This window comes from Paenibacillus sp. ALE3 (genome assembly GCF_054113405.1).
In genome coordinates this window covers 1,084,989-1,106,744 of the sequence record NZ_CM134214.1, presented here as the reverse complement: position 1 = coordinate 1,106,744, position 21,756 = coordinate 1,084,989, and the positions used below count along the sequence as shown (strand labels likewise).

The window sequence follows — 21,756 nt, the reverse complement described above, 5'->3', positions numbered from 1 at the left end:
AATCCACGTTTGAAAAAAAATTGTTAAAAGTTAAAATAGTAAGGGTGAAGATTGCTACAAGAAGAGAGGAACTACAATAACATGATTATCAAACCAAGAACACGTGGCTTTATCTGCACCACTGCTCATCCGGTGGGCTGTGCCCAACATGTTCAGGAGCAAATTGACTATGTACAAGCCCGTCCTGCTATCCAGGGACCTCGTAATGTGCTTGTGATCGGGGCATCTGCCGGATATGGGTTGGCATCTCGAATTACGGCCGCTTTCGGTGCGCGTGCCAATACAATTGGCGTGTATCGTCCTAGCAATGCTACGGCTACACGCACAGCATCAGCAGGCTGGTATAATTCTGCTGCATTTGAAAAATCAGCTCAGGATGCTGGGCTTAAATCTTTAAGCGTGACAGGAGATGCCTTCTCGGATGAGGTCAAAGCCAAAACGGTGGAAGCCATTCGCGAAGAACTGGGACAAGTCGATTTGGTGGTTTACAGTGTTGCTTCAGGTCGCCGTACTAATCCCCGCACAGGCGAAACGTCTAATTCCGTGCTCAAACCTATTGGTGAGCCTTACACGAATAAGACCGTTAACTTTCACACCGGTGAAGTCAGCAGCGTGACGCTCGAACCGGCAACAGAAGAAGAAGTACAGGGGACTGTAGAGGTTATGGGCGGTGAGGATTGGAAATTGTGGATTGACGCCTTGCGTGCAGGCGGCGTGCTCGCTGATAACGCCACTACCTTCTCTTTTTCGTATATCGGTTCAGATATTACCCAAGCCATCTACCGAGAAGGCAGTATCGGAAGTGCAAAAGATCATCTGGAGGCGACAGCTCGTCAGCTGAACGACCAGATGAAAACCACGGGTGGACGCGCCTTCGTCGCAGTCACCAAAGGACTTGTTACCCAATCCAGTTCGGCCATCCCTGTCGTTCCTCTGTATATTTCCGCTTTATATAAGGTGATGAAGGAGAAAGGGCTGCATGAAGGGTGCATAGAACAGAGCTACCGCCTGTTTGCCGAGCGTCTGTATGCACCAGAAACTGCGGTAGATCAAGAAGGTCGTATTCGCATTGATGATTGGGAACTGCGCGAGGATGTGCAGGCAGAAGTAGCGAAAATATGGGAGGAACTGACGACCCATAATATCTATGAATTGTCCGATCTTGAAGGATATCGTCGCGAATTTTTCCAGCTGTTCGGCTTTGAGTTCGAGGGTGTGGACTATGATGCTGATATTGATCCGATCGTAAATATTCCTAACGCACGCTAAGTCTTTTAGTGCTGCCATTCTGTTAGAAAAATATAAAAAAGCTGTCTCTGGCAGAAGAACATGGGACTGACCCCCGTTTGTGAGACAGGGATCAAAACACCTTCCAAGTTTAAGCAGCCAGTTGTCGGAAATGAACCGGCGACTGGTTGTTTAGTTTTGTTTGAATGCGAATTGAGTTATAGTAAAGGATGTACTCTCGAACGGTCTGCTCGACGATTGCCGTCGTCGTACAGGTTAAACTTTCGAGATAGAACGTTTCAGACTTTAGTGTGGAATGAAACGATTCGATGGGGGCATTATCAGCAGGCGTTCCCTTACGGGACATGCTCATGGTAATGCCTTTTCCTTTTACCGCTTCCTGGTAGGCCAAGGATGTGTAGACGCTGCCTTGATCGCTATGAAGTATTGCACCTGGTAGAGATGGCAACTGACGAAGGGTATCGAGCACAAAGGCGGTGTCCTGCTTGTCAGCTATACTGTATGCCACAATCTCTCCGTTAAACAAGTCTAAAATACTCGACAGATACAACATTCTTCCTCCAAATGGCAAATACGTAATGTCCGTTACAAGTTTTTGCATAGGCGTATCTGCTTCAAACTGTCGCTTTAGTAGATGCTCCGCGATATGAATGGGTTGCCCAGTAGGTTTCCGTTTCTTCGCTTTGACACGACATTGCAGCCCTTCACGCTGCATAATCCGTTGCACGCGTTTGTGGTTTACCGCATACTCCCTCCGAAGCAAGGCGGTGATTTTCCGGTATCCATAACGATATTTATGCTGGATACAGAGTTCACGGATTTTCTCTACCAAGTGATCCTCAAGTTTGCTCGCATACTCCGCCTTCCAGCGATAGTACGTGGCGCGAGAGATTCCTATCCATGCACAAGCTTGCTTCACACTCACTTCCCCTCGGATCGACTCTATCCACTCCATTACGATCTTTGACGATACCTCCTCTCCATTACGCTGTACTTTTTTAGCAACTCTAGTTGTTGTCTCAAAAACCTGTTCTCAGCCTGGACCTTCTCTAATTCCGAAGTGTATTCGGGCCCTTTGCCGTAGCTGTATTGTTTGCCTACAGGCTGCTCTAAACGGTTCTGCTCGCCATTACGGTACCATCTCATCCAAGTTTCCACTTGTGTCTTGTTTCGTATGTTTAATTGCTCCATGATTTCTTTGACCGGTATACCAGCCATTCTCATTTCAATCGCCTTCATTTTAACTTCTAATGGATAACTGACTCTTGTTGCCAACGAAAAAACACCTCCAAGGTTGTCTCCATATCTTACGACATGGTTGCATTCTCTTGAAGGTGTTTTGATTTGTCTCACGTTAAGGGGTCAGTCCCCATCTCTTCTGCACAAGGACAGCTTTTTGTTTTCTAACTAAAAAGGAACACTTGTGTCTATTTTGAACTGCAAAATGTGTAAATATTGCAATTTTAAAATTCATTTGATATTGTACAAGTAGACATAGCAAAATCCCTCTTCTTACCAAGAGGGTAAGCACAGTTGGACAAGTCCTACCTTGACTGACCGTGATTATTTTTGCTCAGCCCATCACATCCCTGTAAGGAGGTGAACAATATGGCAAAAGACGTTCTGTGCGAAGTCAACTCATGCACGTACTGGGCTCAGGATAATAAATGCAGCGCAAGCTCTATTTATATCGTAAGCAACAAGCCTGCAAACACTCACACGTCCGAAGAAACAGACTGCAAAACCTTTGAAGCAAAATAGACCTTAGTTTTCAAGCCAAACCATAGCTTTATCATGAAGGAGCCCCTGCCAGGGTTCCTTCTTTCTTATGATTCTAACAAGAATGATAATTATTATCAAGTTCTTTTTGGCCTATGTTATGGAAAATGCTATCCGCTCCTATACATTCACTTCCTCGAAGTTTTTCGACTTCGCTTAAGACAAAAAAAGAAGCGTCACCCTGAACGAGTCGCTTCTTGTGCTTGACCTTTTGTAATTGTTCCTGCTTGGTTGGCTTCATTCGCGTGTGCTGTGAAATTTCGCCATAATGATCATTCGTTTTGCGGCTCTGTGCCGCGCAATAGATCCCGGCGCGTTTCGCCTTGCTTAACGCCTTTTGTGTTTGAGTACGTGCCATAAAGCTTCACTCTCCTTGATTGGACTCCCTGTATCATAGCATCCAATAGGCAAATCGTGAATGGTTTGTCTGACTCAAACATTCTTTAATTCATTAAATGTCTGAAAAAATATCTGGATCGCCACTGGAGGCCGCCACAACAAAAACAATAACCAAGAAAATAATAATCAGTGCATAAATCAGTGTGCCGATAATACTACATACCAGTCCAGCAATGGCCATACCTCTGCCTTGCTCGCCATGACGGTTAATTTCCTTCAGGGAAAGACTGGACAAAATAATACCCACAATTCCGATAATCAACCCAAGATAGGGAATGACAACAGATAAAATCCCGAGCACCATCGAGGCAACAGCTTTACTGTTTGTAGGTGGAACTACTGGGGGCTGGTTAAATGGAGCGTTATAATCGTTCGGCTCCTGAAAAGGATCGGAAGATCGAGGCTCCTTGTACAAGTCACTCATCTGTTTAATTCAACTCCAATAATTATAATAGCAATATATAAGTTCTAGGGTACCACAATCTTACAAATCAGGACAGTACTTATTTCAATTTTTTAAATTAGAACGTTAAAAAGAAGAAGCGTAGCATCTTAGCACTTTTTGAGATAACCGGGCATACAGTACTGTACCTATTACAGATAAATTACGCTCCAAGAGAGCATCCTGCCAAGGAGGACGGAGCTATGTTATATCGTGGAACAGCCCGCAGAAAGGGCTCGTCTCACCAACGTTTACATGCAGAGACACTTCGGAAAATATCCGCCGCCATGCTGCCATTTTACAAAGCTATTGCAACCCAACGTGCTTTTGCCGTCCAATGGTCACGAGCTGTCGTTCAGGGTAATTTGGATCGGATGAAATCCCTTCTCTGCTCGGTAGCGCCATTTGCCGCCAAACAAGGCTTAGGTACGAATGGGATTGGCTACTTTGTTTCCTTTTTAGCTCAGCCGCCGATGCTCTATTACACGAACGGTACGACGATTCCACCCGGGACGGTGCAGTTTACATTTGAGCCAAAGGTTCATCGCGCCATTGCCAAAGCCGTTTTTCCGCTGTATCGCGAATTGGCACGCAATGAATGCTTTGCTTCTGCCCTAGCCAAAGCGATCAACAGGCAAGACCAGCGTGCAGTTCATGTAATGATCCGTAGTTTAATTCCATCCTCTGCGCTAAAATCTGTAGACATTGAGGATGATGGTTTTGCATTGCTTTTTAAGTATCCCTTTAGTAAGTACCCCTATCGCAATCTACTTTTTCGAGAGTTCACTTAAAAAGGTTGCTACAAGCGCACTTGCTTAAGTTCTTCAATGAGCTCTTTTCCCATTTGTATAGCCATGTCTGTCAGCACTCGGATTTCGTCCTTGGTTGCATGATCCAAATGCGTCCCGCAGCAAATGGCGAAGTTACCCGCAAACTCTTTACGCAAGCGAACTGCAATTTCTTCAGTAATATAAAATTCCTTGTGGTTTTGCAATTGCACGGTTTGAATCGGCTCAAGCCTAGCCCCTGCAGTAATCGTCCCCAAGTGAGGCTGATCACCGCCTGATATGAGCACAACGATATCTTCTCCCATAAAATAGGCATCCAGCACAAGACGGATACGTCCGCTTTCTTTTTCCAAATGAATCATATGATCCTCTCCTGCTAAAAAATATTATTGTGAAACGATTCACTTCATAGAGTACCATTCATTGTATCGCTTCCTGAACTGTTGGACAAATTTAAAAAGGCCCACAGCAGCCTCTATTAACAGTGGCTTGCTGTGGACCTTTATTGTATTCTAAAAAAACTCCCATCCTCTTACTTGCTGTTAACGGATTGTGATGGTATGCACTGCCTTACCCGTTGCGCCGTCATTATCCGTTACTGTTAGCTCCACGGTATACGTTCCGGCTGTGGTGAATTTATGCTTCACCTTGGAACCGACCGCCGTATCGCCATCACCAAAATCCCAACTGTAGCTGACGATCTCACCATCTGTATCGCGGGAAGCTTTGGCATTAAATTGTACATTTTTGTTCTTCTTGGCTGAGTCATTCGCCTGGATAATAGCTACCGGCTTTTCATTCGATGTAGGTGGATTCGGACCTGGGCCCTCTCCTCCACCATGGGTTACATACAACCTCCCCGGCGCCTCCGTCTCCACTTCATTCCCCGCTGCATCCCTTACCCGGATCACGATGACTCCGCCTTCCAGGTTCAGAGAAGATGAAGTGAGATAAGTACCTTCATAGTGGCCTGACGAAGTTTCATTTAATGGAATTTCATTACGGGCCAAAGTGGACAGGTTAAAGGGCAGCTCCACATGGAAGGATGCCTCCAAACCGGATGCACTGTCAAAAGCTACTCGTACCGGCTGTCCTGGAGTAATACGTACATCCTCAGCAGGGCTAATATTTTCAAGCTTCGGCAGCGCTGTATCGACATACACCGAGCGTGTAACAGTCGTTTCGTTTTCGGCAAGATCTTTGGCCGTTACCGTAATTTGATTTTCACCTTCATTGATAAGCAGCCGTTTATTAAAGCTACCGTCACTTCCGAATTGAGCGGGCTCGCCGTTAATCGTCAATTCGGTGAGGAACTCGTCATACACCGTACCGGTTACACTGACCACACCCGCATTTGTACGAGCTCCTTCATCAGGTGAAGTCAGGATCAGACCCGGTTTAGTCTGATCGAGCGTTACAACCACCGGCTCGGAACGATCCGTTACTTTGCCGTATACCGCCGCTTGAACACTTAGCGGATTAGCACCTGGCTGAAGATCGACCGACAAACTGAATTGACGATCCTTCACTTTCGTTGTGCCAGTCAGCTCCTTACCGTTAAAGAGCTGAATATCAGCTCCTTCTGCCGGAGAAGTTCCTGTTACGGTAATCGTTTCCTCCTGCGTATACGTAGCCTTCGTAGGAGTCGTAATCGTTGGAGCATTCACCGGATATCTGACGATAGCCCGGATCATGTAGTTCCCTTCCTCTTCAGGTGATTGGCTCCATGTGCCGCTTACACCTTGCCAGCTGCGGAGCGCATTGGGACTGTTTTCATCTGTAGCCAGACCTGGTGACTGTGTCCCTACCGCAGACTGTGTATATACGATGTAGAAATCACCTTGAACCGTCACCGGCTCTGGAAGCTGCACCGTCGTCCATTGTGTCTCATCCCGGACAGCAGTCCCGTCGAATGGACCAGCCAATAGACGTCCTGGTGCTCCTGCTGCACCGGAGGCGTCATAGATAGAATATTGGAATGCCGTTCCCCCCGGATTCGGGAAAGCAGAGTTCCAGAACAAAAGGGATGCTCCTGTCACTTGTGCCACTTCCGACTCAGGTGTCATTCTCACTGCCCATGAATTGCCTGCCGCGTTAAAGGCTCTGGCATTTTCTCCTGTACCGTCATCATAGGCAATGCCTCCTTGGAAACCGATGAAAGGCTTCAACGTGACATTCGCTTCAACACTGCCGTTTGGAGGAGCAATCACGGAAACACTGTCACTGTAATAATTTTCGGCTGCAATGGACAATGTGTATGTTCCTTCCAGCACGTCCAGCGTAAATTCTCCAGCCTCATTCGTCTCTACAGGAGCAATACGTGCATCTTCCAGCACCAATACTTTCGCTTTTTGGATCGGTTCACCGGATTGCTTGTCGGTAATAACCCCGTGAATCGTACCGTGAGGGACAGCCTGGAGACTAAAGTTTGCTCTGATGACTTTGTTATTTTCAATCGTGACTGCTTTCGTCTGAGGCACGTAACCGTAGGCTTCGGCCTTCAGCGTATAGTCACCTGCTACATGAGTGAAGCTGTATTTGCCCGTGGTTGGGTCTGTTTTCACCGAACGTCCGGTTTCCAGTACCGTAACGGTAGCACTGGCTGGAAGACTGTCAAGACCGACACGTCCACGCTCCACGGATGCATCTGCCGGCTTCACTTTTTCCTGGAATTCACTCTTTTCAGTGCTTGTAATTTTATACAGCGGGAATTGTTCTTCCGCTTTTTCCAGCTTGATATTGGACTCAGGTACGATATCCTTGGTCACTGTCGAAGCTGGAACACCCAGCACACGGAAATCGTCAATGTACCAGCCATTTTTGTTCACACTGTTATCCGATTTCAAGCGGAAACGAACTTGAATCTCGTTGCCGGTATAGCTATCCAGATTGTAGTAAACAGGCGCCCAATTCTTACCACTTGTATTATGTGAGAACTTACCCAGCTCACTCCACGTGTCGCCATTGTTTTTGGACACTTCTACATATCCGTAATCATAGCCGCCCTCAATTTCAAACCAGTGGTTGAAGGTCAGTGTTGCATTGCGTATACCATTCAAATTAATTTTTGGAGAAACCAGCGAAAAATCAGCACCGTTCTCATAGTTGCTATCGAGATCGGTGGCCCACACATTCGGCTTGGACACTGCGCTCCCCGGTCCTACTTCCTTAGGAATGCCGCGTTCCCATTCATCCTTGGTCCCGGAATGAGTCCAACCATTGTCTGAGCTGCCATCAAAATGATTGCTATACAGCGTATCCGGCACGTCCACTCTTAGTGAAGCCTCGTTCGACTTGACACCTTCGTTACCGCTATAATCCTCGGCTGCCACTGCATAATGATAGGTCGCACCACCGACGGTGATCGTATCCGTGTAGGTCAGCCCAGAAGTTGTACCGATGGAAGTATAATTTTTGCCGGACTGGGTTGAACGATACACCTTGTACTGCTTCACATCTTCATCAGAGGAAGCACCCCAGGCGAGTGTAACATTGCCCACATTATCTGCTTCAGCAGTCAAATGGCCAGGGGCAGCAGGTGCAACGGCGTCTGGTTCCTGAATGGACAGATCGTCAATATACCAGCCATCTTTCACGATCGTATTGTCACTAGTAAAGTTGAACAGGAGGTATACCTTTTGACCCGCAAATGCTCGCAAATCAAGATATTGTGTTTTCCAGCCATTGCTGGTTCCAGTAAACGATAATACCTGCTCAAACGCATTCTGATTGTTGGTGGTCGCTACATACACTTTGCCGAAATCAGAATTGTTTTCAAGATCGTACCAATGCTTGAAGCTAACCAGTGCCCCCTTGGAACTCTCGGTCAGATCAATAGGAGGAGCCATAAAATAACTGTTGGTGTTGGTCTGGTATTGGCCTTCGAGATTGGTCGCGATGACCTTTGTACCCGAATGTGCACCTTTAGGGCCGCTTGTCGGGGTTCCCCATTTCCAAACACTACCCTGACCCCCGATATTAATACCGGCAATGTCTTTTTCAAAGTCTTGTGTGTAGCCTGGTTTAACACCTTTAGAGACATTCACCTTATATACTTCCGTTTCAAAACCATTATTACCGAAATCATTTACACGAATATAGTATTCCAAACCTTTGCTATCCACCAAAAAGGTCGGAATGGACGCTTGATATGTACCATCTTTGCTGTCTCCAGAGGTCCGCTCCAACGGAATGTATACATAGTTTGACGAACCCGCTGTTTTGGCAAAGGCCTCAACGGCTATTACGCCGACATCGTCCGTTACATGAGCCGTCAAAGGTATATCAAGACCCTCAAATGCAGCTGCAGGCGGTGTATGCTCAAGAACAGGCGCTTCCAGATCGTCGCCACCTATTACGACTTTACCGGATACAGAGCCCAGACCCTGCATGACAGATCCGACTGCATCGAGTGCATTAATGACACCATGTCCATATCCATTGTTTGGCGAAGTAGGATATGTGCTGTCTGTCCGAGGGGTAGCCGTGTTTTCCAAAATTTCCTCCAGCTGGTCCACGGTAAGAGAATGATTCGCTTGCAGCAGCAGAGCAGCCAGACCCGCAACATGAGGACCGGCCATGGAAGTACCGTTATAGCCACCTTTATAACCGCCACCAGCCACGGTTGAACGAATATTTACACCCGGCGCGGAAACTTCGGGCTTGATCTCACCGTAAGGTGAGGGTCCCAGCAATGAAAAGCTTCCCAGTTTATCATTGATATCGGTTGCCCCCGTGGCAAAGGATTCCGGATAGTTGGCCGGATTGGCTACCGATCCAGGTCCGCCCGGATTGGAGAGAGAGGTGTTCCCTGCGGAGAATTCGGGAAAGATTTGAGCATCCCGCCACGCCTGAACTACAGGCCGGAACCATTCATCAAGACCCGGTCCGCCTCCCCACGAGTTGTTCACCACATCTGGAGCAAGCTCGGGATGAAGATTACCTTGAGCATCTTTTGGCGCAAGCAGCCATTGACCGCCGTCCAGTATAATTGCATCCGTCGTTTCCGGATTAAAAATCCGAACCGCAATCCACTTTGCACCAGGGGCAACGCCCACTCGGTTCGTTCCATTTTCCTCGGAGCCGACCATCGTGCCCATCGTATGCGTACCATGGGAATCGTCTTCCTGATCGACCGGAAGCGCCGCATGACTATGCGGATCATACCAGCTCAGTTCTGGATTTACGACATTGCCTGCCGCATCCAGACCACGCCATTTGCGATGCAGGGCCGGATGCGTGTAGTCTACGCCTGTATCGAGATTGGCGACCACGATTCCGGTTCCGTCAATTCCTTTTTCCCACACTTGTGGTGCGTTAATATGGGATATATTCCATTCCACCGTAGATGGATCCACAGCGTTCTTGCCTGTATTGCCGGGCAATGCCGATGTTTTGCTATCGTCCTTTTCTACAGCCTTCTGTGCTGTGTCAGACTTTGCTGTTGCTGCCGTTGCTGTTCCAGCCGCTTTGTTACCTGTGTCCTCTGGCTGCTTATCAACCGTTACCTTTTGCAGATAACGTGTTTCATTCGGCAAAATTTTATCGACCTCGGGCAGCTTCGAAATATGGTCCAGCACCTCCTTAGTGCTCGTGACAGCCAAAGCATTGACAATAAAATAGCTTTTATATTCTTTTACTCCGCCGCTCTCTGATTCCTTATCCAAATAACTTTCAAGCCCATATTGAGTTCTGGAAGCCGTTTCACGCAAAGAGCTGATTACATGGCTACGTACAGCCATTTTTGCGGCGGAAGGTGTTATTTTCTCAAGTGAAGCCTTTTGGAGAGCATTTTTGGAAACCTTATTGGTATCTACCTGTTCTTTTAATTTGACCAAATAAGTAACATAGTTGTTCTCCTCAAACTGTTTGGTCAGTTTCGGGGACACCTTCGCAGTCGTGACCTTGTGTGAGGCTGATTTTAGCTCCAGCTTGGAGCCATCCGGTGTGTTTTTCGCTAAAGCGGGTTGAACAAATGAAAAGGCCATAAGCAAAGAGAGTCCAATAGATAACGATTTCTTGAAACGTCTAGGTTTAATCAATTACTTTTCCACTCCTTTTACTAGGTTTAATGATTCCGAAATAACCTGTACAAGAGTCAGACCTCATGCCTTGCACATCAAACACGCGGCTTGCGCAATACGATGTGTTGGCGACCACCTCCTTCATAGATTATAGAAAGATATAAAAGTATTGGGCTGTTCATAGATGGCAGTACTTCATAGGTGAGTTTATAATCCAATAGAAAAGCGATGAAATTCAGTAGATACCTAGGAGAAAAAGCAGGAGCATTTCGAAGAAAAAAACATGATATACCATTACATGTTATATCATTACATTTTATATTAAAAATTGATATAAAATCATATATTATGGATAGTATAAAGTTACCAAAACAGATATACAAGTCATTTTTTTGCATTTTTCTTGAAATTCTATGACTTTTATATTCATTTATGTACGAAAACCCCTTTTTAGCGGCTACGTCATGAGTGCAACACACGGTTAGCAGGTGCATGCATCCTTGTACGAGCCACCCAAAGGGATTTTCGGGGATCTTTTTTTTAAACCTGTCTGATATTCTTAGTTAAGTACGGAGTTCACCGCAGCAAGCGCATCGATCAGACCATATCCATAACCATTGTTGGGTGAGGTCCGATACTGACTGTCTGTCAGCGGTGTCGCTGTTTTCGAAATAACATCCTCTAATTGATCCACGGTCAAAGATGGTTTAGCCTGAAGCAGCAATGCCGCTAATCCGGCAGTATGCGGGCCTGCCATAGAGGTACCGTTCCATCCACCCTCATAAACCCCGCCCGGTACAGAAGAACGGATGTTCACGCCAGGAGCCGAGATTTCTGGCTTCACTTCGCCATAAGGAGAAGGACCACGCAACGAGAAGCTGGCCAGCTTGTTATTGATATCGGTGGCTCCCGTGGCATAGGCTTCAGGCAGATTTGCCGGATTAGCCACAGACCCAGGTCCGCCCGGGTTCGATAGTGTTGTGTTGCCTGCGGAGAACTCAGGGAAGATTTGAGCCGCTCTCCACGCCTTGGTCACTGGGCGATACCATTCGTCCAAACCAGGTCCACCACCCCAAGAATTATTCACCACATCCGGTGCAAGCTCAGGGTGTTTTTTGCCGTTTTTATCTACAGGCGCAAGAATCCACTGCCCGCCGTCCAGCAAGATGGAGTCTGTGGTATCCGGATTGAATACTCGAACGGCAATCCACTTGGCCCCCGGAGCAACACCGATTTCATTCGTACCGTTGCTGTCTGAGCCAACGCTTGTCCCCATCGTATGTGTACCATGTCCATTCGAATCTGTGGGCAGCGATGCTCCATTAACCGCATCATACCAGCTCAGCTCAGGATTCACGACTTGACCAGAAGCATTCAGCCCCCGCCATTTTCTTTTCAGTGCTGGATGAGTATATTCAACACCTGTATCTAGATTGGCAACGACAATGCCTTTGCCGTCAATACCTTTGGCCCAAACCTGCGGTGCTTTGATTTTGGAAATATTCCACTCGACACGACTTGGCGTTACCGCATCTTTATATACGGATTCTTGCACCGATTTTTGTGCATTCTCTTCCGTCACAGCCGGGTCGACAGCAGTTTGATCTGCAACTGCTTGGTTTGCTGTTGATTGCTCCCCTACCGGCTGGGCATCCTTATCTATTTCTACCTTTTGCAGCTCGCGCTTTTCATCTGGTAAAATTTTGTCGATCTCAGGTAGGGTTGCGAGATTATCCATGACCTCTTTGGTACTGGTTACCGCAAATGCATTCACGATAAAGTAACTCTTGTATTTTTTTACGTTTCCGTTATTGACTTCCTTCTTTAAGTATTCTTCCACAGATGGTTGAGTTTTTTCTGCGGTATCCATCAGAGAGTTGACAACCGTTTTACGTACAGAAAGCTTAGCAGCAGCGGGGGAAATCTGCTCGGCGGAAGCCTTCTGAAATGCGTGTTTAGCAACAGATTCTGTATCTACCTGATCTTTTAATTTAACCAGATAGGTGACATACTCGCTGGTGCTGAATTGCTGGTTCAGCTTGGCTGAAACCTTGGCGGAAATCGTCGATGCTCCTGGTGAGGAGGTTGTGCTGGAATCTCCATACACCGGAGAAATCAGAGAAAAAGCAAGAATAGCGGTAAAACCGACCGACAGCGTCTTTTTGATATTTTTCGACTTAATCAATACTTTTCATCTCACTTTACTTGGTTTTTTTGATTCTCAAAGACAACCTTCCGATAGCAGCGTCAAAAGCTCACAAATAGCCTCTGGTACTCACCTCCTTTAAAAAATAGATTCTGGGGTGAAATCCATAGGTCATATTCTAAGGTGAATAACCTTTGGTGCAGACCGCAAGGAACGACATTCAATTAAGAACTGTGGACAAGTCTGGAAGAAAGTAAGTGAAAAAAATGAAGAAAAAGGTAGGGTAAGATACTAGAAGTGATCGAGGAGGTTGATAAGCATATATTAAAATACAATTTAAAACAAAAGAATTAAACATATGGTATCTTTTGAATCTAGTATAGTGTCATAAAATCAGATATTCAAGCATTTTTTTTGAATTTTATTCCTTTTTTTCTTGAAAAATTGAAAAACCTCTTCCATTTTCAAAACAAATGCGGGTCTTCTTCGTGCATTTTGTTTCGGATCATAGAAGAGGTTTTTCGGCATTCAGCAGCAAAAGTAGAAAAGCGCTATCTGCCGCTATTTACAGGTATGGGAACCGAAACGGCTCCTTCTGGAAAGGAAGATTTGGTTTCCTGGGTTCTACGACACAGGCTCGTACATTCTCGAAAAGCCATATGTCTGCACCCACTGCACCGATCCTGATTTACCATTGCAAGAGCTGCTGTTAAGGCCTCTCCCGTATGTTCAAAAAAATGATTTTGTCCGATCATGTCATAGCATCCGGTTTTATGCAGTAATTCCAGCGGTTGAGGCTGGAGTCCGGACACAAGCACTGTTCCACCAAACTTTCGGTATTTTTGTATTAATGCAGTAAAGTTAGCTTCTCCCGTCATATCCATAAAAGGGACCTTTCCCATACGCAACAACAAAATCCCTTGCTGGAGACCAGTCTGTCCCCCTACACCTGAGTTTTCCAACGCTGAAGCTGCACCGAAAAATAGGGGGCCTTCCACATTATAAATAGCCACCTGCGGGCAATCATGCTGCTCTGTGACCATATGTGCGCCTACCTTTTCATGCTTGACAGAAGGATCAGGAAGCACCTTATCTACTGAAAGTGTATTGCTCATACGTTTGACAAACAATACAACTGCCAGAATCAGGCCGACCTCCACAGCCGTTGTCAGCGTCGTAAAAACCGTCAGCAAAAAAGTGACGACCAGCACAATAGAATCCGCTGTCCGTGTTTTGAGGATGTGCGCAAAATGCTTGCGCTCACTCATATTCCAGGCCACTACCATCAACACCGGTGCCATACTAGCTAACGGAATATTAGATGCATAAGGTGCAAAAAGCATCAGAATGAGGAGTACAACGACCCCATGCACAATACCTGACATAGGAGAAACCGCGTTGTTGCGGATATTGGTGGCCGTACGGGCAATGGCACCTGTCGCAGGAATACCGCCGAATAGTGGTGTCAGCAAATTGGCAATCCCTTGGCCAACCAGTTCGCGATTGCTGTTATGGCGGTCTCCCGTCATCCCGTCAGCTACCACCGCTGAAAGCAGTGATTCAATAGCCCCCAGCATCGCTATAACAAGTGCTGGCGGCAAGAGCTTCACGATTAATTCCCACGTCATTGCAGGAATATGCAGCTCAGGCAAAGATGCCGGAATTGCGCCATAAGCAGAGCCAATCGTAGCCACCTGCCCTGGAAAAAACAAAGCTGCCACCAGCGTTGACAAGAGTAGGCCGACCAGTGAGCCAGGTATCTTGGGCCATTTTTTAGGCACCACAATAAGTCCAGCAGAACTGATACAAGCTGTCAGGATGCTGTACACATTGAGTGAAGGAAGCCGATGGATGATCTCTGCCATCGAAGGCAGAAAGGTTTCATGTCGCTCTACCCCGCGCAAGCCGAGAAAGTTAGCAATCTGACCACTGAAGATCGTCACGGCAATCCCGGCCGTGAAGCCAATGGTTACGGGCTTGGGAATAAACTTAATCAATGCCCCCAGCCTTAGAACACCCATTAAAATGAGTATAATACCTGCCATAAAACCAGCTATAAGTAAATTCTCATAGCCGTACTGCATGACTATAGCCAGCAAAATCGGAATAAACGCACCTGTAGGTCCTCCGATCTGAAATTTGGACCCACCCAGTAGTGAAATCAAAATTCCCGCTATGATGGTTGTGTACAGACCATATTCCGGCTTTACCCCCGATGCAATGGCAAACGCCATACCGAGCGGGATAGCCACAATCGCCACGATGCTTCCAGAAATTAAATCCTTTCGTAAAGCCCCTGCGTTATAGCCTTCAAACCTTCCTCTCCACTTCATCCTGTAACCCTTCTTTTCTGTAGTAGCATTACTTCTCGTTACGTATGCCTTCCAGCAACGAGATCGCTTCGACTAAATGATTGTCAAAAATTCGCCGCGCCACCGCTAGCAGCTCCGTTAAGAGCGGATCACGTAGTGAATACACGACCGTTGTGCCTTCCTTGAAGCTGTTCACCAAATTTTTAGCCCGTAAAACAGCCAATTGCTGCGATACGGCAGAACCTTCGGAACCAAGCGCAGTCTGCAGCTCGTTCACATTCCGTTCCCCTTCACTCAGCACCTCCAAAATGCGGATGCGCAGAGGGTGAGCTAATGCTTTGAAAAAGTCAGCCTTAAACTTCTGGAGATCTCCTTCCATTCCTGCGCCGTCCCCCTCACAGAATTGTTTCATAACGATCAACAATATCTGAATATTTGAATATTCAGTACAATAACAGCTTTGGGTCAATTGAACTATGATGTTACTCACACTTCACCATGCGTATAGTCACATTTTTCCACACTTTTATCTTTCAGGGTTGACAGCTTCCACAGGTTTCCATTAACATAACAATTAACTTTAAGAAAAGGGGGCCGACAGACATGACCAAGCTTTACACGATAATGACAATCAGTCAGCATGATACAATCACATATTCGAAATTTCGTCTCATCGGCCCCGTTCGGGCAACATGATGGGGGTATCACGCTGTCTGACAGCGTGATATGCCAGGCTTTTTTTATTTTGCATGCTATTGAAAGAACAGGTTATTTATGTTTTTATGATGTACTGATCATAAAATGTAATGACACTTTCGGTGCAGGAAGCCGTAGACGACAAGTCTGCGGCTTTTTTGTTTTTTTCAAATCTTTTTATACGATGTTATGAATTTACATGAAGAAGGGATCTACCCATTTATTATGAATATACAACCTACGACCAATTCATCTTTTCATGAAGGACCATACAGCCACCTGATGAAGCTTCCGGCAGGGGATCTGACCGTGTACGCTTCGCAGCAACTCTTTTCCTCACTGGATTACAAAGTGTTCGAGATGGCTAATAACAATTTACAAATTCCAGGTATCCGCTATATGGGATACACACCGGATGTACATGTAGGCGTCGGAACCTGCATCGGTACAACTGCGGTATGGGGAATGGAAGACGGTTATGTATCTCCCTCCATCGTCGGTAGTGATATTGGCTGTGGCATGCGTGTACACCTGACCAATCTGCACAAAGATGCTTTAAAGGAAATTAAACTACGTCGCAAGTTGGTTAAGACGATCGACAAATACTTGCCGATGGAAGCCCACCAACGCGGACATTATTCGGATATACGGCTGGAGCATATTGTACGCAAAGGCCTGCATGGCTTGCCTAATAAATATATCCCGGATAGCTACACTCCTAAGAAATCCACCTCACTGAGCCATGTAGAGCACAGTAAGTTCTCCTTTGACGAGGAAGTGCTGAATCTCGTCGAAGATCGTACTTGGCACCGGGCTCATCGGCAGCTCGGCACGCTGGGTGGAGGCAATCATTTCGTCGAAATTCAGGCGATTGAAATTGCAGAAGAAAATAGAGAAGTCGCTGAAGCTTGGGGGATGTTCGACGGTCAGGTGGCTGTGATGATTCATTCCGGATCACGTGCTTGGGGGGGAGCAGTCAGCCAGACCAGTTCATCTGCCATTGCCAAAGCGATGAGCCGTCTCGGTCTCGGCACCTCCGATCCGAGACTGGTATTCGCACCGCTGGATCATCCCGAGGCAGCACATTATGTGGATATGATGTATTCAGCGCTGAATTATGCTGTGGTGAACCGACATCTGATTGCATACTCCGTGCGAGAAGCCTTCCGCGATGTCTTTGGTACAAAGTGCGAGTTGCGTACTCTGTACGATCTGATGCACAATTATGCTTGGGAGGAATCCCATCCGGATCACGGCAGCGTGTTTGTACATCGTAAAGGTGCGACGCGCGCTCTTCCAGCAGGACACCCCGACAATCCGCGACCTTATCAGTCGACAGGGCATCCGGCCCTGATCCCCGGTTCTATGGGGACTGCCTCTTATATTATGGTAGGTTTACCAGGCGGTCAGGATAACTTTCACTCCATCTGTCATGGAGCGGGCCGTATTCGCTCGCGATCTGCAACCAAACGGCTCGTGAGTGTGGACGATTTTGCAGGCGCTCTGGGTGTAGGGACAGACGACGAAATTGTGGTCAACCAGGCATCTCTGGAAAGTATTATCGACGAATCTCCACAAGCCTACAAAAATGTAGATGATATTATTGAAAGTGTTACCGGGGCAGGACTTGCAGCCGTTGTAGCCAAATGTAGACCGCTGGCCGCCCTGAAAGGAGCAAAATAATGTTGAGTATAGACACCCCAGCTATTTATGAATTTGACGAACGTACAGATGGACGCATTACCGGTTATGCTGCTTATGCCCGTCTGATCGACGGTATTAGTGAAGCACTTTATAACCGCTATGGCGTAAAATATGAGTTGTACGCCAGTGATGATCCCAATATTGAGTATTGGGATTTGCTGGAGGAGGATATTCGTTCAGGCAGCCCTGAGCTGGAGCATGTGGCACGGGTGTTCGATCGTTTGGAGGAACGCACCATCCAGTATGACGATGACGGGCCAACTCCTGAATACGGTGTGCATCTGTCGATGCGTAACAATGTATTTGCCTATCCCAAATGGGGGATTGCACTGGCACGAGTTCCCTTTTTCCGTGATAATGGCGTATATAATGAAGATTATGTGTTTGCTACAGGCGACCAGGAACTGCAAAGCTTCCTCGCAGGCGTACGCGGGCGTGAACGCAAGCAAAATATGAAGCGTGTCACCGTCTTCACCGATACAAGCCGGGGACTCTCCCGGCAGGCAGAGCCGATAACCCGCGCAATTACGCGGGATGACGTGATTTTGAAAGCGGAAATCAAGCGGGATATCTTCCGATCACTTGATCAGTTTTTTGAAGCGGATCGTACCTTCTATCAGACTTATAACATTCCTTACAAGCGTGGGATTCTGCTATACGGCCATCCAGGCAACGGTAAAACAACCCTAGTGAAATCTATTGCCAATAGCGTGCCAGGTCCGGCCGCTTACTGGCAAATTACAGAATATACAACCAGTGAATCGGTCAAAGAGGTGTTCGAGGCAGCTACTCGCCTGGCTCCGATGGTGCTGGTCATTGAGGACATTGATTCCATGCCTCAGGAGGTTCGTTCCTTTTTCCTGAATACGCTCGACGGCGCTACATCCAAGGAGGGTATCTTCCTGATCGGAACGACCAATTATCCCGAGAAAATCGATCCGGGTCTGATGAACCGGGCGGGCCGCTTCGATCGGGCTTATGAAATCAGTCTGCCTGACGAAGCGCTGCGACTCGCGTATCTCAAGCTGCGTAACTTCCTTGTTTTTGCAGGTGAGACAGGTACACAGAAGGCGGCAGCGATGACAGACGGCTTCTCCCTGGCTCAGCTCGGAGAACTATATGTCAGTACGGCTCTAGAATGGCATGAACAAGGAAAAGCCGATATTGAGCTGATTATTAAAGGTATGCGAGGCGAGCTTGATAAAAGCCGCAAGCAGGACTGGTTAAAAAATGTATCCGAAGGACGAGTCGGCTTCTTCTGATTCATCCTTTTATTGCCTCATTATGAAATTTATGTTACATTGATAAACAATAAAGTACCGAAAGGGTGACCTTAAGCCAATGATCTACTAATCCTATTCCCAAAGAAAAAACGTAATCTTACGAATTTTCTGGATAGGATTAGTGTAGGCTTTTGGGTATTAACGATAAGAGCATTGCTTCTTTGACGGGAGCAGTGTATCTTCTTGTTCGTATGTCTGCCTCCTATCCAGAAACCAATGGATAAGGAGGTTTTTTTTGTATGAAAAGAATACTCGCAATTCTCATGATCAATATATTCATTGTGATGGTCGGCGTTGGTTTGATCACCCCTATTCTGCCGGAACTGATCATTGAATTTGGTGCCAGTGGGCGGGCCATCGGTTTATTGGTGGCAGCCTATGGCATAACGCAATTCCTGCTCTCGCCCATGACTGGGCAGCTGTCTGATCGATATGGGAGAAAAGTTTTTATCGTCGCAGGTGTTATTGTTTTTGCTGTAGCTAAATTGATCTTTGCTATTGGAGATGAGCTGTGGATGCTGTATACCTCAAGACTTCTGGAAGGAGTTGCAGCAGCCCTGATTATTCCACCCATGATGGCATATGTAGCTGATATTACAACAACCGAAGAACGTGGCAAAGGAAATAGTCTACTAGCGGCAGCGATGTCATTTGGATTTGTCATTGGTCCAGGACTTGGAGGCCTTCTTGCAGGATATGGAACGAGAGTGCCACTGTATACAGCAACAGGTGCAGCTATGATTGCAGTTATTTTTTCAATCGTTTGTTTACCTGAAAGTTTATCGAAAGAACAAATGAAGGCAGCACGAGCAAGAATTAATCATCAAAGAGAGTCTATTTTCAAACAGTATGCAAGGTCATTGAAATCAAAATATGCGATGTTCTTTGTCATTGTCCTGGTGATGACTTTTGGACTTGCTAATTTTGAATCCGTTCTTGGTTTATATGTAACGAATCGCTTCCAATTTTCACCGCAAAATATTTCAATCCTTCTAACTGCAGGTGCTGTGATCGGCGTCGGTATGCAGGCATTAGTTGTTGCTAAAATGATCCATCAGTTTGGTGAAAAAAGGTTGATCAAAGGCTCGCTTCTCTTCACCTCTGCTGCTTATGTTTTATTTCTCTTCGCCAAAGATTTTTGGAGTATCTTTCTTGTGACTTCCCTTATTTTCTTTGCTACAGCTACGCTTCGTCCAGCTCTTAATACACAATTGTCGAAGATGGCAGGAAATGAGCAAGGATATGTAGCTGGTATGAATAATGCCTATATGAGTGTCGGGAATATTTTAGGCCCTACTCTAGCGGGATTTTTATTTGATGCGAATATGTTCGCTCCATTTTTAACAGGCTGTTGCATTCTTTTGATTACCTTCTTGATTACATTAAAAATGAAATAAAAGAGGACAACTGATGAGCAAAAGGCAGCTACGGGTGCGAGGCTTTATTTTTCAAATGCCCAGCTGTAGCTGCCTGTATGTTCAGTTTATTCCGTTTCCCCACTCAGTCTGTTCAAAAACTGGATGGCCCGTGGGCTGGTTGGCTGCTCTAGCACCTGATATGGCGTACCCTGCTCAATGATTACGCCCTGATCCATTAAGATTACATGGTCAGCAACCTCTGCCGCGAACTTCATTTCATGGGTGACAATAACCATCGTCATCCCTTCGGCAGCCAACTGCTTCATGACCTTGAGCACCTCACCTACCAACTCGGGATCAAGAGCAGAGGTCGGCTCGTCGAACAAAAGCACCTCAGGTTCGACTGCCATTGCCCGGGCAATACCGACCCGTTGCTGCTGTCCTCCCGACAATTGATGTGGATAGGATTCCGCTTTATCAGCCAAGCCTACCTTCTTCAGCAGCTCCAGTGCACGTTTGCGCGCCTCGTCCTTGCTTTTTTTCTGAACCGTGACTTGCCCCTCCATCACATTTTGCACAGCGGTCATATGGGGGAATAGGTTGTAGGATTGAAATACCATCCCTGTCCGCTTACGCAGCGCCAAAATGTTTTCTTGCCGAAGCTTCGTCCCTTTCGCAAAATTCAGTGCAATATCACCTACCTGAATTTCTCCCTGGTCGGGAACCTCCAGCAAATTCAAGCAGCGTAAAAGTGTTGTTTTACCAGAACCGGAAGGACCGATAATTACAAGCACTTTCCCCTTATCCAACGTCACGTCAATACCCTTAAGCACTTCCAGCGAGCCGAACGACTTGTGTATATTCCGAATTTGGATCACCGGTACAATCTCCTTTATCTAACGGAAAAACGGCTCAGACGCTTTTCCAAATAATTTTGCAGCACAGTCAATATCGTACTAAACAGCAGGTAAATAACCCCAGCCTCGGTATACACTAATAACGGTTCGTATGTGGTAGCTACAATCTGATTAGCCGTTCTGAACATTTCCACATAGGTGATAGTGGCAGCCAGTGAGGTATCCTTTACCAAGCTGATGAATGAATTGGCAAGCGGAGGCACCGACACACGGGAAGCTTGGGGGAGCACGATCCGCCGCAGCACTTGCCAGCGTGTCATCCCCAAGGAGTATCCTGCCTCCCATTGACCCTCCTGAATGGAAATAATAGCCGCACGCATAATTTCAGAGCTATAGGCCCCCACGCTGAGCGTAAAACCGATCACTGAAGCAATAAACGGGTCCAGTGTAATACCCACCGAAGGTAAACCATAGAAAATAATATACAATTGCACCAGCAAAGGAGTTCCTCGAATCACCCATACATAGAAGCCGAAGATCAGCTTGAGTATTCTCCATTTGGACAACCGGGCGAGCGCAGTAATCAGCGCCAGCACGAGTCCCAGAGCAAAAGAGATCAGCGTGAGCGGAATCGTAAAAGAAACCCCTGCTTTTAGCAGAGGTAATAATGAATCCATAATAATTTGTATTTGGCGATCATCCATTGTACAGACATCCTTTA

16 protein-coding genes are annotated in these 21,756 nt (G+C 46.6%); 6 read left to right on the top strand and 10 right to left on the bottom strand.

Features of this window, described 5'->3' with window-relative positions; all coding sequences use genetic code 11:
• Positions 1–81: 81 nt before the first annotated feature.
• Positions 82–1,269, top strand: a complete 1,188-nt coding sequence (gene fabV / locus ACXHJ2_RS05030) for an enoyl-ACP reductase FabV (RefSeq protein WP_165081803.1) — start codon at positions 82–84, stop codon at positions 1,267–1,269.
• 109 nt (positions 1,270–1,378) lie between these two features.
• Here fabV and ACXHJ2_RS05025 read toward each other — a convergent pair.
• Positions 1,379–2,523 (bottom strand): IS3 family transposase gene (locus tag ACXHJ2_RS05025; RefSeq protein WP_457874148.1). Its coding sequence is split into 2 segments (ribosomal slippage): positions 1,379–2,250 and positions 2,250–2,523, totalling 1,146 coding nucleotides; the frame shifts between segments, so codons are not numbered across the junction.
• A 333-nt stretch (positions 2,524–2,856) separates the two neighbouring features.
• On the opposite strand from ACXHJ2_RS05025, the gene ACXHJ2_RS05020 reads away from it, so the two are divergent.
• Positions 2,857–3,009: a DUF1540 domain-containing protein gene (locus tag ACXHJ2_RS05020; protein ID WP_017426780.1), complete on the top strand. Its 153-nt coding sequence runs from the start codon at positions 2,857–2,859 to the stop codon at positions 3,007–3,009.
• 73 nt (positions 3,010–3,082) lie between these two features.
• On the opposite strand, the gene ACXHJ2_RS05015 is transcribed toward ACXHJ2_RS05020, so the two are convergent.
• Together ACXHJ2_RS05015 and ACXHJ2_RS05010 are read right to left on the bottom strand one after the other, a co-directional pair.
• Complete coding sequence (locus ACXHJ2_RS05015; RefSeq protein WP_165083162.1) at positions 3,083–3,385, bottom strand: hypothetical protein; 303 nt, start codon at positions 3,383–3,385, stop codon at positions 3,083–3,085.
• A gap of 93 nt (positions 3,386–3,478) precedes the next feature.
• Positions 3,479–3,850 (bottom strand): DUF4190 domain-containing protein, encoded by a 372-nt coding sequence (locus tag ACXHJ2_RS05010; RefSeq protein ID WP_013372515.1) that lies wholly within the window; start codon positions 3,848–3,850, stop codon positions 3,479–3,481.
• Positions 3,851–4,071: 221 nt separating this feature from the next.
• Between ACXHJ2_RS05010 and ACXHJ2_RS05005 the strand changes: the two genes are divergently transcribed.
• The gene (locus ACXHJ2_RS05005) at positions 4,072–4,659 is read left to right on the top strand and encodes a hypothetical protein (RefSeq protein ID WP_025676003.1); all 588 of its coding nucleotides are present in this window, start codon (positions 4,072–4,074) and stop codon (positions 4,657–4,659) included.
• Between the two features lie 8 nt (positions 4,660–4,667).
• Here ACXHJ2_RS05005 and lpdD read toward each other — a convergent pair whose 3' ends face one another.
• The 5 genes from lpdD to ACXHJ2_RS04980 all read right to left on the bottom strand — a co-directional run bounded on the left by lpdD (position 4,668) and on the right by ACXHJ2_RS04980 (position 15,516).
• Positions 4,668–5,018: a prenylated flavin chaperone LpdD gene (lpdD, locus tag ACXHJ2_RS05000; protein WP_025365561.1), complete on the bottom strand. Its 351-nt coding sequence runs from the start codon at positions 5,016–5,018 to the stop codon at positions 4,668–4,670.
• A 180-nt stretch (positions 5,019–5,198) separates the two neighbouring features.
• Entirely contained in the window at positions 5,199–10,697 is a 5,499-nt protein-coding gene (locus ACXHJ2_RS04995; RefSeq protein ID WP_165083160.1) for a S8 family serine peptidase, read from the bottom strand.
• Between the two features lie 541 nt (positions 10,698–11,238).
• Positions 11,239–12,864 (bottom strand): S8 family serine peptidase, encoded by a 1,626-nt coding sequence (locus ACXHJ2_RS04990; protein WP_165083158.1) that lies wholly within the window; start codon positions 12,862–12,864, stop codon positions 11,239–11,241.
• 512 nt (positions 12,865–13,376) lie between these two features.
• A complete protein-coding gene (locus tag ACXHJ2_RS04985) occupies positions 13,377–15,158 on the bottom strand; it encodes a SulP family inorganic anion transporter (protein ID WP_165083156.1) in 1,782 nt (593 codons plus the stop codon).
• 28 nt (positions 15,159–15,186) lie between these two features.
• Complete coding sequence (locus tag ACXHJ2_RS04980; protein ID WP_007431533.1) at positions 15,187–15,516, bottom strand: ArsR/SmtB family transcription factor; 330 nt, start codon at positions 15,514–15,516, stop codon at positions 15,187–15,189.
• A 542-nt stretch (positions 15,517–16,058) separates the two neighbouring features.
• On the opposite strand from ACXHJ2_RS04980, the gene ACXHJ2_RS04975 reads away from it, so the two are divergent.
• From ACXHJ2_RS04975 to ACXHJ2_RS04965, 3 genes are all read left to right on the top strand, one after another.
• Positions 16,059–17,516 (top strand): RtcB family protein, encoded by a 1,458-nt coding sequence (locus tag ACXHJ2_RS04975; protein WP_058830074.1) that lies wholly within the window; start codon positions 16,059–16,061, stop codon positions 17,514–17,516.
• Positions 17,516–18,799: an AAA family ATPase gene (locus tag ACXHJ2_RS04970; protein WP_165083154.1), complete on the top strand. Its 1,284-nt coding sequence runs from the start codon at positions 17,516–17,518 to the stop codon at positions 18,797–18,799. The genes ACXHJ2_RS04975 and ACXHJ2_RS04970 overlap by 1 nt, the downstream gene beginning before the upstream one ends.
• A gap of 260 nt (positions 18,800–19,059) precedes the next feature.
• Complete coding sequence (locus ACXHJ2_RS04965; RefSeq protein WP_165083152.1) at positions 19,060–20,217, top strand: MFS transporter; 1,158 nt, start codon at positions 19,060–19,062, stop codon at positions 20,215–20,217.
• Positions 20,218–20,303: 86 nt separating this feature from the next.
• Here ACXHJ2_RS04965 and ACXHJ2_RS04960 read toward each other — a convergent pair whose 3' ends face one another.
• Both ACXHJ2_RS04960 and ACXHJ2_RS04955 read right to left on the bottom strand, forming a co-directional pair.
• The gene (locus ACXHJ2_RS04960; RefSeq protein WP_165083150.1) at positions 20,304–21,056 is read right to left on the bottom strand and encodes an amino acid ABC transporter ATP-binding protein; all 753 of its coding nucleotides are present in this window, start codon (positions 21,054–21,056) and stop codon (positions 20,304–20,306) included.
• Positions 21,057–21,070: 14 nt separating this feature from the next.
• A complete protein-coding gene (locus ACXHJ2_RS04955) occupies positions 21,071–21,739 on the bottom strand; it encodes an amino acid ABC transporter permease (RefSeq protein ID WP_025676010.1) in 669 nt (222 codons plus the stop codon).
• Positions 21,740–21,756: the final 17 nt, after the last annotated feature.

What these genes read in the sequence shown, in the direction of transcription:
- fabV (WP_165081803.1), top strand. Translation starts at nt 82, where the DNA reads ATGATTATCAAACCAAGAACACGTGGCTTTATCTGCACCACTGCTCAT.
- ACXHJ2_RS05020 (WP_017426780.1), top strand. Translation starts at nt 2,857, where the DNA reads ATGGCAAAAGACGTTCTGTGCGAAGTCAACTCATGCACGTACTGGGCT.
- ACXHJ2_RS05015 (WP_165083162.1), bottom strand. Translation starts at nt 3,385, where the DNA reads ATGGCACGTACTCAAACACAAAAGGCGTTAAGCAAGGCGAAACGCGCC.
- ACXHJ2_RS05010 (WP_013372515.1), bottom strand. Translation starts at nt 3,850, where the DNA reads ATGAGTGACTTGTACAAGGAGCCTCGATCTTCCGATCCTTTTCAGGAG.
- ACXHJ2_RS05005 (WP_025676003.1), top strand. Translation starts at nt 4,072, where the DNA reads ATGTTATATCGTGGAACAGCCCGCAGAAAGGGCTCGTCTCACCAACGT.
- lpdD (WP_025365561.1), bottom strand. Translation starts at nt 5,018, where the DNA reads ATGATTCATTTGGAAAAAGAAAGCGGACGTATCCGTCTTGTGCTGGAT.
- ACXHJ2_RS04985 (WP_165083156.1), bottom strand. Translation starts at nt 15,158, where the DNA reads ATGAAGTGGAGAGGAAGGTTTGAAGGCTATAACGCAGGGGCTTTACGA.
- ACXHJ2_RS04980 (WP_007431533.1), bottom strand. Translation starts at nt 15,516, where the DNA reads ATGGAAGGAGATCTCCAGAAGTTTAAGGCTGACTTTTTCAAAGCATTA.
- ACXHJ2_RS04975 (WP_058830074.1), top strand. Translation starts at nt 16,059, where the DNA reads ATGAATATACAACCTACGACCAATTCATCTTTTCATGAAGGACCATAC.
- ACXHJ2_RS04970 (WP_165083154.1), top strand. Translation starts at nt 17,516, where the DNA reads ATGTTGAGTATAGACACCCCAGCTATTTATGAATTTGACGAACGTACA.
- ACXHJ2_RS04965 (WP_165083152.1), top strand. Translation starts at nt 19,060, where the DNA reads ATGAAAAGAATACTCGCAATTCTCATGATCAATATATTCATTGTGATG.
- ACXHJ2_RS04955 (WP_025676010.1), bottom strand. Translation starts at nt 21,739, where the DNA reads ATGGATGATCGCCAAATACAAATTATTATGGATTCATTATTACCTCTG.